This is a genomic window from Anaeromyxobacter diazotrophicus, assembly GCF_013340205.1.
In the GTDB taxonomy this organism is placed as follows: domain Bacteria; phylum Myxococcota; class Myxococcia; order Myxococcales; family Anaeromyxobacteraceae; genus Anaeromyxobacter_A; species Anaeromyxobacter_A diazotrophicus.
In genome coordinates, this window is record NZ_BJTG01000005.1 from 219,588 (window position 1) to 234,238 (window position 14,651).

Annotated in this window: 13 protein-coding genes, 1 tRNA gene and 1 pseudogene; 8 read left to right on the forward strand and 7 right to left on the reverse strand. The window is 73.2% G+C overall.

What is annotated here, in order from left to right:
- The first annotated feature begins 1,787 nt into the window (after positions 1-1,787).
- Positions 1,788-2,216, forward strand: coding sequence for a bactofilin family protein (locus HWY08_RS12180; RefSeq protein ID WP_176065493.1), 429 nt, complete (start codon positions 1,788-1,790; stop codon positions 2,214-2,216).
- Positions 2,217-2,225: 9 nt separating this feature from the next.
- Here the strand turns inward: HWY08_RS12180 and rsmG are convergent, their stop codons facing one another.
- From rsmG to rpmH, 7 genes are read right to left on the reverse strand one after another with little or no spacing between them, the layout of a single operon-like run.
- On the reverse strand, positions 2,226-2,882 hold the full coding sequence (gene rsmG / locus HWY08_RS12185; protein ID WP_176065495.1) for a 16S rRNA (guanine(527)-N(7))-methyltransferase RsmG: 657 nt from the start codon (positions 2,880-2,882) through the stop codon (positions 2,226-2,228).
- 11 nt (positions 2,883-2,893) lie between these two features.
- Positions 2,894-3,115 carry a hypothetical protein gene (locus HWY08_RS12190; RefSeq protein WP_176065497.1) on the reverse strand — a complete coding sequence of 74 codons (222 nt, stop codon included), beginning with the start codon at positions 3,113-3,115 and terminating at the stop codon, positions 2,894-2,896.
- A gap of 8 nt (positions 3,116-3,123) precedes the next feature.
- Entirely contained in the window at positions 3,124-3,633 is a 510-nt protein-coding gene (locus HWY08_RS12195) for a Jag family protein (protein WP_235969595.1), read from the reverse strand.
- Positions 3,634-3,656: 23 nt separating this feature from the next.
- Positions 3,657-5,285, reverse strand: coding sequence for a membrane protein insertase YidC (gene yidC, locus HWY08_RS12200; protein ID WP_176065500.1), 1,629 nt, complete (start codon positions 5,283-5,285; stop codon positions 3,657-3,659).
- A gap of 20 nt (positions 5,286-5,305) precedes the next feature.
- Positions 5,306-5,518 (reverse strand): membrane protein insertion efficiency factor YidD, encoded by a 213-nt coding sequence (gene yidD / locus HWY08_RS12205; RefSeq protein ID WP_176065502.1) that lies wholly within the window; start codon positions 5,516-5,518, stop codon positions 5,306-5,308.
- Complete coding sequence (gene rnpA / locus HWY08_RS12210; protein ID WP_176065504.1) at positions 5,515-5,847, reverse strand: ribonuclease P protein component; 333 nt, start codon at positions 5,845-5,847, stop codon at positions 5,515-5,517. The genes yidD and rnpA overlap by 4 nt, the downstream gene beginning before the upstream one ends.
- 14 nt (positions 5,848-5,861) lie before the next feature.
- Complete coding sequence (gene rpmH, locus HWY08_RS12215) at positions 5,862-6,011, reverse strand: 50S ribosomal protein L34 (protein ID WP_176065506.1); 150 nt, start codon at positions 6,009-6,011, stop codon at positions 5,862-5,864.
- 339 nt (positions 6,012-6,350) lie between these two features.
- Between rpmH and dnaA the strand changes: the two genes are divergently transcribed.
- The 7 genes and pseudogenes from dnaA (at position 6,351) to HWY08_RS12250 (ending at position 14,645) form a co-directional block, all read left to right on the forward strand.
- Entirely contained in the window at positions 6,351-7,703 is a 1,353-nt protein-coding gene (gene dnaA / locus HWY08_RS12220; RefSeq protein WP_235969597.1) for a chromosomal replication initiator protein DnaA, read from the forward strand.
- Positions 7,704-8,054: 351 nt separating this feature from the next.
- A complete protein-coding gene (gene dnaN, locus HWY08_RS12225; RefSeq protein WP_176065510.1) occupies positions 8,055-9,185 on the forward strand; it encodes a DNA polymerase III subunit beta in 1,131 nt (376 codons plus the stop codon).
- A gap of 10 nt (positions 9,186-9,195) precedes the next feature.
- A pseudogene (gene recF / locus HWY08_RS12230) lies at positions 9,196-10,299 on the forward strand (DNA replication/repair protein RecF); the annotation flags it as partial.
- Positions 10,300-10,452: 153 nt separating this feature from the next.
- Complete coding sequence (gene gyrB, locus HWY08_RS12235; RefSeq protein WP_176065808.1) at positions 10,453-12,888, forward strand: DNA topoisomerase (ATP-hydrolyzing) subunit B; 2,436 nt, start codon at positions 10,453-10,455, stop codon at positions 12,886-12,888.
- Positions 12,889-13,095: 207 nt separating this feature from the next.
- Positions 13,096-13,169, forward strand: a tRNA-Gln gene (locus HWY08_RS12240).
- Positions 13,170-13,222: 53 nt separating this feature from the next.
- Positions 13,223-13,753, forward strand: coding sequence for an archaemetzincin (locus HWY08_RS12245; protein ID WP_176065513.1), 531 nt, complete (start codon positions 13,223-13,225; stop codon positions 13,751-13,753).
- 52 nt (positions 13,754-13,805) lie between these two features.
- A complete protein-coding gene (locus tag HWY08_RS12250; protein WP_176065515.1) occupies positions 13,806-14,645 on the forward strand; it encodes a hypothetical protein in 840 nt (279 codons plus the stop codon).
- Positions 14,646-14,651 lie beyond the last annotated feature (6 nt).

Consider the following 14,651-nt stretch of genomic DNA (forward strand, 5'->3'; position numbering starts at 1 on the left):
ACGTGGAACAGCGGGCCGCGGCCGGCGGGTCTCGCGCAGTGCCCTCCAGGAGCGGAGGCGGGGGCGGAGCCGGCGGTGAGCACGATCCCGCTGCGACCGGCAGCCTCCCTCCGGCTCACCGACGTCCCCGCGCCAGCGCCCTTCCTCGGCGCGGCGGCGCCTCCCGGACCCGGCGGCGGCTCGGCGGGTTCCGCCCAGCGTTGTGGCTCCACGTGGAGCCACCCCTTGCACGCGCCGACTCCCCGCCGGGCGCGAATCCGGCTCGAGACGCGGGCTGCGGAGCCGCCTCCCATCGCCACCGCGGGCAGCGCGGCGGTGGCGCGCCCCGCGCAACCCAGGCCACCCGCGGAAGAAGCCGTGAGCGGCCGGGGCGAGGGCCATCAGACCGGGCACGCCCGCCCGACATCGGCGGTTCTCCCTCGCGATGCGACATCCACCAGACCGGGCACATGGGTCACAGGCCGCCGGCCGGCGACCCTCCGCGGCGGCGAGACGCGGAGCCGGCGCTGGCGAGGCAGGAACGCGGTGGACGGGGGGCGGAGCCCGGTCGCGACGTTGCATCGTCGCGCCGCTGCACGGAGATCCGTCGCCGAGACGGAGGGCGCACGCGTCCTCCACGTTCCACGTGGAACGCACCTGCGCCGCCGCACTCCGGCGCCCCTCGGTCGTGGCGGCGGAGGGGGAGCCGCGCCCTCGCTTGGCGAAGGCCGCCTCGAGGCCCACGCGGCCGCGCGACGCCGGCGCCCAGGTGCGCCGGCGCGCGGGCGGCGTCTGCCGCGCCCGCGATCCCGCGCGGCTTCGCCTCACGCCGCATCGCGCCGGCGCCGCGCGCGCCACCGGTACGCGCGACGCACGGACACCCCCGACGCGGCCGGAGCCCCGCGGCCAGGGCTACCCCGCAGCCGGCGCGGCCCAGCGCATCCCGGTCGAGCGGGCGCCCGCCGATCCTCCGACTCGGCAAGCGGGTCTCGGCGCGGCCCTCCCTGGCCCTCCCGGCGGGGGAGCGGGTTCGTGAGCGAGGGCGACCCCCACATCGCGAGCACCGCGTTCCATTCCACGTGGAACCCGATGATGTGCAACTCGGCCCAGCCGCACACCTCGCGTCCCTCTGTACAGCGCCGCCGGCACGGCGCGCGCGCCTGCTCCTCGTGTGGAGCCGCTGCGGGTGGCCACCTCTCCTCGGGATCGCGCTGGCGGTGGCAGAGATGTGCGGCGCGCCCCACGAGCACGTCCTTCGCGCTGAGCGGGCTACGTAGGGCAGCTCGGTCGTGGCGGCGGAGGGGGAGCCGCGGCCGCGCTTGGCGAAGGCCGCCTCGAGGCCCACGCGGCCGCGCGACGCCGGCGCCCAGGTGCGCCGGCGCGCGGGCGGCGTCTGCCGCGCCCGCGATCCCGCGCGGCTTCGCCTCACGCCGCATTGCGCCGGCGCCGCGCGCGCCACCGGTACGCGCGAGGCACGGACACCCTCGACGCGGCCGGAGCCCCGCGGCCGCGGCTACCCCGCAGCCGGCGCGGCCCAGCGCATCCTGATCGAGCGGGCGCCCGCCGATCCTCCGACTCGGCAAGAAGGTCTCGCGGTGCGGCCCCCTCTCCCTGCCGTCTCCCCCGGCGGGGGAGAGGGTCTTTGACTGGCAGGCCACCCGCGCGCCCGAGCGCCACCAAGACTGACAGCCCTGCCGCCCCTTCTGGCGACCCCGAGCGAGCCGGTTGTCCCCGGGTCGTGGGTCGACAGCAGGGGCCCGAGTCCTTACCTCCTCGGTGACTCCCCCCATCCCGACCACGAGGACCCCATGGCCATGGCCAACCTGAAGCGCGACGAGCTGCCCCCCGCCCTCGGCGGGACGAGCGACCTCCTGCTCGGCGCCGGCGCCGAGTTCGAGGGGAAGCTCACCTTCAAGGGGACGGTGCGGATCGACGCCGTCTTCAAGGGGTCGATCATCACCGACGACGTGCTGGTGGTCGGCGAGCACGCCCGCATCGAGGCCGAGATCACCTGCGGCACGATCATCGTGCACGGTTCGGTGAAGGGGAACATCCGGGCCAAGAGCGCGGTCGAGCTGCACCACCCGGCCCAGGTCCGCGGAGACGTGCACACCCCCTCGCTCGCCGTGGAGAAGGGCGTCCTCCTCCACGGGATGGTGCACATGGAGAACCTCGACCGAGCGGCCCCGCCGCGCCCCGCCGCACCGCCGCCCGCGGCCCCCGCGGCCACCCCCTGAGCGGCGGGCTCAGCGCGCCCGGAAGCGCGCCACCGCCCGGGCGTGCCCGGAGCGGGGCAGCGTGAAGCGGTCGAGCGCCTCGAGCGCGAGCCCGTGCTCCGCGCCCAGCGCCGCCAGCTCCGCCTCGCCCCCCGCCTCGCGGCCCAGCATGGCGAAGAGCCGGCCCCCCGGCGCCAGGTAGCGGGCGCCGAGCGGCAGCCAGCGCGCCGGATCGGTGAAGGCGCGGCTCACCACCGCCTCGCAGCGCGGCAGCCCCTCCGCCTCCGGGTCGCCCGCCGCGCGCACCGCGCGGGCGCGCACCGGCAGGTCGAGCTCGGCGGTGACGGCCTTCAGGAAGGCGACCTTCTTCTGCACCACGTCGCAGCAGGTCACCTCGAGCCCCGGGCGCGCGCAGGCGAGCGCCACCCCGGGCAGCCCGGCGCCGCTCCCGACGTCGAGCAGGGTGGCGGCGCCGCCGAGGGTGCGCAGCAGGGCCAGGCTGTCCACGAGGTGCAGCTCCGCCACCTCGGCCGGGCCGGTGATGGCGGTGAGGTTCACCTTGCGGTTCCAGGCGAGGAGCCGCTCCGCGAAGGCGGCCAGCCGCGCGCGCGCGGCGGCGTCCACCTCGAGCCCCAGGGCGGCCAGGCCGCCCGCCAGCGCGTCGTCGAAGGCGGGTCCGAGCGGCACGGCGCGCGGCCTCAGCCCGCCTTCGGTCCGCGGCCGAGCGCGGCCTCGACCTCGCGGCCGTGCGCCGCGAGGTAGGCGTCGACCTCGCTCGCCTCGAGCCCCAGGTCGCGCAGCACGCCCTCGTACACGAAGCGGAACTGCGCGCGGTGCTCGTCGCCGCGCAGCTCGAAGGAGCGCCGCAGCACCGCCGCCGAGAAGAGCTTGTCCTCCTTCGTCTTCGGGCGCGGCGCCACGGTGCTCGCTACTCCCGCCCGCCCGCCCGCTCGGGGACGACGAGCAGGGTGCGGAACAGCCCCTCGCCCTCGCTGCGGGTCGAGACGCCCTCGGCGTCGACGAGCGCCAGGTGGATCTGGCGCCGCTCGCGCGCGGTGATGGGCGCGATGGCGATCACCTTCCCGGTGCGGCGCGCGGTGGCGGCGAGCCGCGCCGCCATCGCCTTCACCACCGGGTCCTCCGCGTCGCTGAACCCGCCCACGTCGAGGTTCACCCACTTGCGCCCCTCGGCGCGCGGGTTCACGACGCGGTTCACGAGGTACTGCAGCGCCTCCACCAGCGCCGAGCCGAGCTCGATGGCGTTGCCCGGCTGCGGGCGCAGCGCCACCGCGATCGCCTCCGGCGACTCCTTCACCTCGACCGTCACCGCCGCGCCCATGCGGGCGAGGAGGCCCTCGCAGAACTCGCGGGCGGCCGCCACCTTCTCGGGCGCCTCGGCGGGGGGCGGGGACTCCGGGCGCTCTCGCTCTTCGGACACGGCGGTGCTCCTTTCCTGGTTCGTCACGCCTTCGCCGGGGCGGGGGCGGGCTGCTGCCGCTTCATGAGCCACTGCTGCTGGGCGATGGAGAGGACGTTGTTCACGAGGATGTACAGGGTGAGCCCCGACGGCAGCCGCAGCATGATGAAGGTGAAGAAGATGGGCATGAAGTACAGCAGCATCTTCGCCTGCGCGTTGTCGGCCGGCTGCGGCGAGAGCCGCTGCATGAGGAAGCTCGAGACCCCCATCGCGAGCGGCAGCACGTAGAACGGGTCGAACTGGGTCAGGTCCTTGAGCCAGAGGAACGGCTCCCGGTAGAGCTCGACCGAGGTCTGCAGCGTGGCGTAGAGCGCGAACCAGATCGGCATCTGGATGAGCATGGGGAGGCAGCCGCCGAGCGGGTTCACCTTGTGCTGCTGGTACAGCTGCATCACCGCCTGGTTGAGCTTCTCCTTGTCCTCGCCGTGCTTCGCCTTGAGCTTCTCGATCTCGGGCTGCAGCCGCCGCATCTCGTTCATCGACTGCATCGACTTGGCGGTGAGCGGGTAGAGGAGCGCCTTCACCAGCACGGTGAGGAGGATGATGGCGACGCCCCAGTTGCCGACGAACCGCTCCAGGGTGCGCATCACGTAGAGGAGGATGCGGGCGAAGAAGGCGAACAGGTTCGTCACCGCGCCGTAGTCGACCGCCGTCTCGAGGTCGCGCCCGTAGACGCGGAGCAGGTCGAGCTGCTTGGGCCCGGTGTAGAGCGCGAACTTGACGTGGAGCTGGCCGTCCACCGGCAGCCGCAGCGCGGTGCCGCTCGCCCCGGCGGCCGGGCCGCGGAAGAAGACGCACTCGCCCATCTCCGGGGTGGGGACGAGCACCGAGACGAAGTAGTGCTGGTCGAGGCCCGCCCAGGCCACCGCGCCCGGCACCGCCTCCCGCGCCTCCTTGCCGCCGAAGCGGGCGGTCTTGCCGGCCGCGCGGCAGAGCGGCGTCAGGGTCTCGGCCACCTGCCCGCCCGAGAAGAAGCCCGGCTTGGGCGCGTCGGGCGACACGTACGCAGGGTAGAGGAGGGCCAAGTCGCCCTTCCGGTCGCTCTGGGCCGAGAGCTCGAGGCCCAGCTCGTAGGCCCGCTCGCCCACGAAGAAGCGCTTGCGCACCTGCGCCGCGCCGACGGTCCCCTCGAAGGTGACGCTGCGGGCGTCCTTCTCGACGAGCCGCATGCTGGCGCGCGCGGCCGGGTCGTCGGCCAGGCTGCCGGTGCCGCCCAGCTCCGGCGACGCCACCATCGCCAGCGGCCAGGGCTGGCCGGCGGTGACGTGCACGAGGTCCACCGGCGCGGGGTTGTCCTTCTGCTGGCGGCGGAACTTCTCGCCCTTGAGCTCGAGGCTCTTGAGGGCGCCGCCCAGCGTGCTGAAGGTGGCCTTGAGCTCCGGGGTCTCGAGGACCGCGGTCTCCTCCGGGGCGGCCGGCACCGGCGCGACCGCCGGGGCGGGGGCCGGCGCGGCCGGGGCCGGCTGCGCGGGCGAGGCCGCCGCGGGCGCGCCGGCGTCGGCGCCCGCGGGGGCGCGGCGCGCGCCGGTCTTGGTCTGGAACGCCATGAAGCCGAACAGGATGGCCGCCGACAGGGCGGTCGCGAGCAGGATGCGGCGGTTCTCGGAACCCACGGGTTCTCCTTGACTGCGAGTCACGGCACCGGATCGATGCCGCCCTCGCACAGCGGGTGGCAGCGCGCCAGCCGCTTCACGGTGAGATAGGTGCCACGGAGCGCGCCGTGCCGGCGCACCGCCTCCGCCGCGTAGGCGGAGCAGGTCGGGTAGAAGCGGCAGGCCGGCGGCAGGAGCGGCGAGAGGAGCCGCCGGTACAGGCCGATGAGGCCGAGCAGGAGCGCGCGCATCACCGGGTGGCCCCGCCGGCGAGCGCGGCGAGCGCGCGCCGCGCCGCCTCCAGCCCGGCGCCCGGGGCGCTCGAGCGGGCGATCACCACCAGGTCGACGGGGGGCAGCCGCGCCGCGGTGGCGCGGAACGCCTCGCGCACCCAGCGCTTCACCCGGTTGCGCGTGACCGCGTCGCCGACGCGCGACGACACCGTCACGCCCAGCCTCGGCTGGCCGCGATCGTTGTCGAGGGTGAGGAGGAGGTACGCGCCGGCGGGATGCTTCCTGCCGCGCTCCTGCACCGCGAGGAACTCGCGGCGCAGGCGGAGGCGTGCCGCCTTGCCGAGCCGCACGCCCGGGCAGCCGCCTACTTCTTGGGAGCGCTGGGCGTGAGGCGCGCGCGCCCCTTCGCCCGGCGGCGCTTCAGGACGTTCCGGCCGCCCGGGGTCCGCGATCGCTTCAGGAAGCCGTGCGTGCGGTTCCGCTTGGCCTTCTTCGGTTGGTAGGTCCTCTTCATGGCGCGGCAACCTCCCCGATCGGCCGCAGGCTGTCAAGGATCGGCACGCGATCGGGGCTCCGATCGCGCCCGCTCCCATCCACCGCCCTCGGGCCGTGCGCAAAACGTCGGTCATTCTCGCGGGCTCGGCGACGCCTCTTGATCCCCTCCGCCGGCCGGCGCTAAGTTCCGCGCCCGCTGCCCACGCCGCCGGATCCGGGCTCTTCGAGAGAGCCCGTCCTTTGTAACAACGAGCCTCATCTGCCGCTGGATCGAACGATCCATCGGCCGAGGCCGAATTGCGTCGATCGTACGTTGGGGGGACCTCGCATGCCCGCCGCGAGCCCGAGGGGAACACCGATGGCTGCCGAGGAGCACTGGTCGCGGATCGAGGCGCACCTGCGCTCGCGCCTGCGCCCCGATCTCTTCGAGCGCTGGTTCGCGCCGCTGCGGCCCGGGCGGCTGGAGGGCGATCGGCTGGAGGTCTCGGCGCCGGACAAGTTCCACCGCGACTTCGTGGACGACAACTACCGCTCCTTCTTCGAGGAGTTCGTGCCGGACCTCGTCGGCCGGCGCGTGGTCATCACCTTCGTGGTGGACGACGCCCCCGCCCGCCGGGCCGAGGGCGCCGCGCCCACCCCCGCCCCGCGGCCGGCGCTGACGCCGGCGCCCGGGGACGGCCCGCGCGACGGCCGCCCGAACCCGCGCTACACCTTCGACACCTTCGTGGTGGGCGAGTCGAACCGCTTCGCCTTCGCCGCCGCCCAGGCGGTCGCCGCCAAGCCCGGCCAGAACTACAACCCGCTCTTCTTCCACGGCGACTCCGGCCTCGGGAAGACGCACCTGCTCCACGCCATCGCGCACGACATCCTGCGCTCGAAGCCGGGCGCGCGGGTCGCCATCGTCTCCTCGGAGCGGTACACGAACGAGTTCGTCGAGGCGCTCTCGCGCGGCGCCGGCGCCATGACCGACTTCCGCCGGAAGTACCGCGAGTGCGGCGCGCTGCTCGTGGACGACGTCCAGTTCCTGGCCGGCCGCGACAAGACCGCCGAGGAGTTCTTCCACACCTTCAACGCGCTCCACGATCACGAGGTGCAGATCGTCCTCTCGAGCGACCGCAGCCCCAAGGAGCTGAAGGGCCTGGAGGAGCGGCTCTGCTCCCGCTTCGAGTGGGGCATGCGGGTCCAGATCGACGTCCCCGAGTTCGAGACCCGCGCCGCCATCCTCCGCAAGAAGGCGGAGGTGGAGCGCATCGAGCTCTCCGAGCCGGTGGCCTCGCTGCTCGCCACCCACATCAAGTCCAACGTGCGCGAGCTCGAGGGGGCGCTCATGCGCGTGGCGGCCTTCGCCTCGCTCAAGAGCGAGCCCATCAGCGAGAGCCTGGCCCGCGACGTGCTCGGCGACGTCATCCCCCCGCCGGGCTACAAGCCGTCCATCGAGCGCATCCAGGAGGAGGTCGCGAAGTTCTACGACCTCACCGTGGCCAAGCTCACCAGCCCGAACCGCGAGCAGAAGATCGCCCTGCCGCGCCAGGTGGCGATGTACCTCTGCCGGACCCTGGCGGGCGAGACGCTCCAGCAGATCGCCGACAAGTTCAACAAGAAGGACCACACCACGGTCATGGCCGCCGAGAAGCGCATCCGCGAGCTGCTCGAGGCGGACGGCAAGGTCAAGGCCGAGGTGGAGACGCTCGCGGCCCGCCTGGCGCCCTGAGCCCCTCCCAGCCCCGCCTCACCACCTCCGTCCGGCCTCGCCGGCGACGAGGGCCGCGGCGCGTCCGGGGGCTGCCGGGCCCGGGCCGGCCGCCGCGCAAGGCCTGCGCTCGCTTCACCATGAGCGTACGTGAGCGAGTGCGTGGACAGCGGCCGGGAGAGCGTGCGGACTCGCTGTCGTGGCTTTGTTGACGGGCCGGTCGGCAGCGCGCTACACAACTTGTTCCGATCGGGATCCCACAGGCCGTCCCGATCGCTTTCCTTCGTGGTCGCGCGGCCTCAGGCTCGTTCTCCACATCTTCGCGTCGCCTACGTCTACGACGAAGAGAAGAAGAAAAGAGGATCTCTTCTCATGGAACTGAAGATCGGCGTCCAGGAGCTCTCCCGCGCGCTCTCCCGCTCGCAGGGCATCGTCGAGAAGAAGAGCACGATGCCCATCCTCTCGCACGTGCTGCTCGAGGCGACGAAGGGCGGCCAGCTCTCGGTCTCGGCCACCGACCTCGACATCTCGGTCTCGTCCGAGCACGCCTGCGAGGTCCTGAAGGAGGGCCGCGCCTGCGTGCCGGCCAAGCAGCTCTACGAGATCGTGAAGGCGCTCCCGGAGAAGGACGTCCTCCTCAAGCGCGCCGCCAACAACTGGCTCGAGGTGAAGAGCGGCTCGGCCGAGTTCCGCATCGTCGGGCTCGCGGCCGAGGACTTCCCGGCGCTACCCCGCTTCGAGAAGGTCCAGCTCGTCACGGTGCAGCCGCGGCAGCTGCTCGAGCTCATCGAGCTCACCTCCTTCGCCGCCTCCTCCGACGAGACCCGCTACAACCTGAACGGCGTCTTCTTCGAGCCGGCCGACGGGTCGCTGCGGGCGGTCGCCACCGACGGCCACCGCCTGTCTCTCGCCGAGCGGCCGCTACCGGGCGACTTCCACGTCAAGAAGGGCGTCATCCTGCCGCGCAAGGGCCTCACCGAGATGAAGAAGCTCCTCCTCGACACGGTCGAGGGCGAGACCAAGCTCGGCTTCATCGAGAGCTCGGCGGTGCTGCGCCGGCCCGGGGTGAGCCTCGCCATGCGCCTCATCGACGGCGCCTTCCCCGACTACCGCCAGGTCATCCCCAAGGCGGGAGAGAAGCGCTTCACGGTGGGCCGGGAGCGGTTCCTCGACACCCTGCGCCGCATCTCGCTGCTCTCCTCGGACAAGGCGCACGCGGTCAAGCTCGAGCTCGAGGCAGGCCGCCTGCGGGTCCTCTCCCAGAACCCCGACCTGGGCGAGGGGCGCGAGGAGGTGCCGGTCGAGTACCAGGGCGAGCCGCTCAAGATCGGCTTCAACGCCCGCTACCTCATGGACGTCCTCGGCGCGATGGTGAACCTCGAGCCGGTGGCGGTGCAGGACGTGGCGATGGAGCTCGCGGACGACCTCTCCCCCGGCGTGGTGAAGCCGGCCGGCGAGAGCGCCACCGCCTTCACCGCCGTCGTCATGCCCATGCGCATCTGAGGGCGGTACGCGGCTCCTCACCGTCGAGGTCCAGGACTTCCGGAACGTCGCGGAGGCGCGGCTCGCGCCGTCGCCGCGGGCGACCGTGCTCCTGGGCGAGAACGGGCAGGGGAAGACGAACCTCCTCGAGGCCGTCTACTTCGCCTGCACGCTGAAGCCGCTGCGCGCCGCACGCCTGGCCGAGCTGGTGCGCTTCGGCGCCGAGCGCGCGCTCGTGGCGGCCGACGTGGAGGGGCCCGGCGGGGCGCGCCGGGTGGCGGTCGAGGTCGCGGCCGGCGTCCGCACCGCCTCCCTGGACGGGAAGCCCCAGGAGCGGCTCGACGCCTACTTCGAGGGCCTGGCGGCGGTCTGCTTCGCCCCGGACGACCTCCTGCTCGTGAAGGGCGGCCCCGACGCGCGGCGGCGCTTCCTCGACCGCGCCGCCTTCAACCGCTGGCCGGCGGTGCTGGCCGAGGCGCGCGACTACGTCCGGGCGCTCCGGGCCCGCAACGCCGCCCTCCGCGCCTCGGCGCCGGAGGTCGAGGTGAGCTTCCGCGGGCCGCTCGTCCGCACCGGCGCGCGGCTCCTCCGCCGCCGGCTCGAGCTCCTCGGCGAGCTCGCCCCCCGCGTCGCGGGCGCCTACGCCGAGATCTCGGGCCCAGGTGCGCCCTCCGCCCACCTCGGCTACCGCGCCGCCGCCGGCGTGGACGCGCAGGGCGACGAGGCGGCGCTCGCGGAGCAGCTCGCCGCCGCCCTGGAGGCGCGCGCCGGACGCGATCGCGAGCGGGGCTACACCTCGGCCGGCCCGCACATGGACGACCTCACCCTGGCCCTCGACGCGCGCGGCGCCCGCGCCTTCGCCAGCCAGGGCCAGCAGCGCGCGCTCGTGCTCGCCCTCAAGGTGGCCGAGATCGAGAACTTGCGGGCGGTGCTGGGGCGGCCGCCCTTGCTCCTCCTCGACGACGTCTCCTCCGAGCTCGATCCGCAGAAGAACCGCTTCCTGCTCGACTACCTGGGGCGCCTCCCGGGGCAGGCGTTCCTCACCACCACCGACCGCCGTCTCCTCGAGCCGGCGGCGGGTCCGGACACCGCCTTCTACCGGGTGGTGGCGGGCGCCTTCACGCGCGAGGATTGAGCTGTCATTCCGGGCTGTTGCAGCCTGGGCCGGCGAGGGCTTCCGCCTTGCTGGAGCACCGCCGCTCTGCTATAAATAACCGCTCCTAAGCCCCCACAAAAGCTCAGGAAACGCGAGGATCCCCTGGATACCGCCGAGAATACCGCAACCCCGCTGCCGAACGGCGCCGGGGCCGACGCCTACGGCACCGGCGACATCAAGGTGCTGGAGGGGCTCGAGGCCGTCCGCAAGCGGCCGCACATGTACATCGGCGACGTCGGCGAGCGCGGCCTGCACCACCTCGTCTACGAGGTAGTCGACAACTCCGTCGACGAGGCGATGGCGGGGCGCGCCGACCGCATCGACGTCGTCATCCACTCGAACAACTCCGTCACCGTGGTCGACAACGGCTCCGGCATCCCGGTCGGCCCGCACCCGACGGTGAAGGGGATGGACACGCTCGACGTGGTGATGACGAAGCTCCACGCCGGCGGCAAGTTCGAGTCGAACGCCTACAAGGTCTCGGGCGGCCTGCACGGCGTGGGCGTCACCTGCGTCAACGCGCTCTCCGAGTGGATGAAGGTGGAGGTCTACCGCGAGGGCAAGGTGTGGGCGCAGCGGTACGAGAAGGGCAACCCCACCGGCAAGGTCACCGCCGTCGGCGAGACCGAGCGCCACGGCACCAAGGTCACCTTCCGGCCCGACTTCGGGATCTTCGAGGCGAAGGAGTACAGCTTCGAGACCCTCTCCGGCCGCCTGCGCGAGCTCGCCTTCCTGAACGCCGGCCTCTTCATCAGCGTCGAGGACGAGCGCAGCGGCAAGAAGCACGAGTTCCACTTCAAGGACGGCATCCGCGAGTTCGCCCGCTACCTCAACAAGAGCCGCGAGGTGCTGTTCGATCCGCCCATCCACCTGCGCCAGGAGGTGGAGACGGAGCGCGGCGCCGCCACGGTCGAGATCGCGCTGCAGTGGAACGACGGCTACGACGAGAAGGTCTTCGCCTTCGCGAACAACATCCACAACCACGAGGGCGGCACCCACCTCATCGGCTTCAAGACCGCGCTCACCCGCACCATCAACACCTACGGGACGAAGAACAACCTCTTCAAGGATCTGAAGGAGGAGGTCCCGTCGGGCGACGACATGCGCGAGGGGCTCGCCGCCGTCATCGCGCTGCGCCTGCCGGGCGCGAGCTTCGAGGGGCAGACCAAGACCAAGCTCTCGAACTCGGAAGCGAAGACGATGGTCGAGACGATGCTGAACGACCGGCTCGGCGCCTGGCTGGAGGAGAACCCGCAGCTCGCGAAGCGCATTTGCGCCAAGGTGGCCGAGGCGGCCCGCGCCCGCATCGCCGCCCGCAAGGCGCGCGAGACGGTGCGCCGCAAGGGCGCGCTCGACGGCGCCTCCCTGCCGGGCAAGCTCGCCGACTGCCAGTCGCGCGATCCCTCCGAGAGCGAGATCTACATCGTGGAGGGCGACTCCGCCGGCGGCTCCGCCAAGCAGGGCCGCGACCGGCGCACGCAGGCCATCCTCCCCCTGCGCGGCAAGATCCTGAACGTCGAGAAGGCGCGCTTCGACAAGATGCTCGGCTCGGCCGAGATCGCGACCATGATCACGGCGCTCGGCACCGGCATCGGGCCGGAGGAGTTCGACGTCGAGAAGATCCGCTACCACAAGATCGTGATCATGACGGACGCCGACGTGGACGGGTCGCACATCCGGACCCTGCTCCTCACCTTCTTCTTCCGGCAGATGCCGTCGGTGGTGGAGAAGGGCTACCTCTACATCGCGCAGCCGCCGCTCTACCGGATCCAGAAGGGCAAGAAGGAGCAGTACCTGAAGGACGAAGCGGCCATGGACGAGTGGCTGCTCGCCCACGGCACCGAGAAGGCGAAGCTCGTCTCGGGCGAGACGGTGCTCGCCGGCGAGGACCTGAAGCGGCTCGCGCTCGACGCGCTCGCCTACCGCGCGCTCCTCGAGCGCGCCGACAAGCGGCGCGACAAGCGCATCATCGACGCCGCCATCCAGGTGGGCGACCTCGACCTCGCGCTCCTCAAGGACCACGCGCGCCTGAAGGAGCAGCCGGAGAAGATCTTCCAGCGGGCGCAGAAGCTCCACCCCGAGCTGGACGTGAAGTCGGCGCGCATCGAGCGCGACGTCGAGCACGACTGCGACGCGCTGGTGTTCGACACGCACGTGGCCGGCGCGCCGCGCCAGACGCGGCTCGACTTCGACTACCTGTCGGGCGCGGAGTGGGCGGAGCTCACCGAGCACCACGCCAACCTGGCCCAGATCGGCCCCGGCCCCTACAAGCTCGAGCTGGAGTCGGGCGAGGAGGAGGTGGGCGACGCCTTCCAGGCGGTGGAGGCGCTGAAGCGCGCCGCCAGCGCCGGCCAGACCATCCAGCGCTACAAGGGCCTCGGCGAGATGAACCCGGAGCAGCTCTGGGAGACCACCATGGACCCGGAGAAGCGCACCTTCCTCCAGGTGCGGGTGGACGACACCGTGGCCGCGGACGAGATCTTCAGCGTGCTCATGGGCGACGCGGTGGAGCAGCGGCGCGAGTTCATCGAGAAGAACGCGCTGGACGCTCAGAACCTGGACATCTGAGCGGGGCCCCGCCCGACACCGGGCGTGACCTTGGCGATCCGCAGGCGCGCTGCTACGCTCCGGAGTTAAGGCAGGCCTGACGGCCGCGAGGCCGGTGCGGGTGCCCGCGGCGGGCGCCCGGGAGCGGAGCACGAGCGTGTCTCGCAAAGAGGGTGAGCCGCCGTCGGCCAGCCAGGGCGCGCGCGCCCCGCACGGTCCAACTCTTGATGAGGCGTCGTCTAACGGCAGGACCGCGGACTTTGGATCCGCTCATGAAGGTTCGAATCCTTCCGCCTCAGCCAAGCCCGCGTCGGCCCGCCCCACCAACCAGCGCGCCGAGCTGCGCCCGCTGACCATGCCGGCGCGGGTGACGGTGCTGGCGGTCGGCAGCGTCCAGCGCCCGCTGCTGGCCGAGGTCGGGGCCACGCTCACCCACACCTTCGGCCCGGCCAGCCACCTCGGTCCGTCGCAGGCGACGCCGGTCTACGCCTTCAACAAGGACCGGCAGCAGTACCACTCGACGGCGGTGCTGCGACGGCTGGCGCAGCTCTCCCAGGCGGCGCTCGGGCCGGTGGTGGCGGTCACCGACGTCGACCTGTTCGTGCCGGACGCGCCGTTCGTCTTCGGCGAGGCGGACCGCGACGCGCGCACCGCCATCGTCTCGCTGTTCCGGCTCGGCCACGGCCCCGACGGCCGGCCCGCCGAGCCGGAGCGGCTCCGCCGCCGGCTGCAGGCCGAGTCGATCCACGAGCTCGGGCACCTGCTCGGCCTGTCGCACTGCCAGGACGCGCGCTGCGCCATGTTCCTCTCCCACAAGCCGTCCGACTCGGACCGCAAGCAGGCCGGCCTGTGCGCCGCGTGCCGGTCCGCGCTCGGGATGGGGTGAGGCGCGCGATGGCCTCCGTAGGGCGGGGGCTCGTCCCCCACCGCGGCTCGACATGAACCCGCTCTGCCAGCGCGGCCAGGCGAGCTGCGGCGCCTGCTGCGGGCTGTACAACCGCGCCGACCTCTCGCGCGAGGCCGCCGCCGCGCTGCTCGACCGGCGCACCGAGGCGCTCGCCGGGGTGCCGCGCACCGTCGAGGCCTTCCGCGCCGCCGCGGCGCGCCTCGGCGAGGACGAGGAGGCGCCGCTCTTCCCCTCCGTCCGCGTCTGCCCGCTCCTCGGCTGGCTCGACGCCGCGCGGACGCGCGCCGGCTGCCTCGCCCACCCGCTCGCCACCGGCGGCGCCGACCTGCGCGACTGCGGGGTCTACGACGCGCGCATCTGCGACAGCTTCCTCTGCCCCTCGCACAGCTGGCTCTCGGAGGAGGAGGCGGAGCTCGCCGCGGAGGCGTGCGCCGGCGATCCCTACCTCTACGGGCTCGTGGTGACCGACGTGCCGTTCCTGCGCGCCGCGCTCGAGGGGGTGGCCGCGCTCGCCGGCGCCCGGGTCGAGCGCCGCCACCTGCAGGACCCGCGCTTCCTCGCCGCGCTGCGGGCGCTGTTCGCGCTGAAGGAGGAGCTGGCGCCCGGGTCGGAGGGGCTCTTCGGCGCGTTCCGGGCCGGGCCGGACGGCGAGCCCTTGCCGCGCGCCATCGACTACGCCGCGCTCGGCCGGCCGGCGCCCTCGCCGCACGACGCCCTCCTCACCTGCGTCGGCGCCGATCCCCGCTCGGGGAACGACCTCGACGCGCTGGAGGGCGAGGTGCGGGCGCGGCTCGAGGCGTGCGCGGCGGCACTCGAGGCGGCGGGCGCTCGGGACCGGAGGCCCGCCCTACAAATCCGGACCGATCCGTGATTCCAT

Coding starts and splice junctions, on each gene's coding strand:
- HWY08_RS12180 (WP_176065493.1), top strand. CDS start 1,788: ATGGCCATGGCCAACCTGAAGCGCGACGAGCTGCCCCCCGCCCTCGGC.
- rpmH (WP_176065506.1), bottom strand. CDS start 6,011: ATGAAGAGGACCTACCAACCGAAGAAGGCCAAGCGGAACCGCACGCAC.
- dnaA (WP_235969597.1), top strand. CDS start 6,351: ATGGCTGCCGAGGAGCACTGGTCGCGGATCGAGGCGCACCTGCGCTCG.
- dnaN (WP_176065510.1), top strand. CDS start 8,055: ATGGAACTGAAGATCGGCGTCCAGGAGCTCTCCCGCGCGCTCTCCCGC.
- HWY08_RS12245 (WP_176065513.1), top strand. CDS start 13,223: ATGCCGGCGCGGGTGACGGTGCTGGCGGTCGGCAGCGTCCAGCGCCCG.
- HWY08_RS12250 (WP_176065515.1), top strand. CDS start 13,806: ATGAACCCGCTCTGCCAGCGCGGCCAGGCGAGCTGCGGCGCCTGCTGC.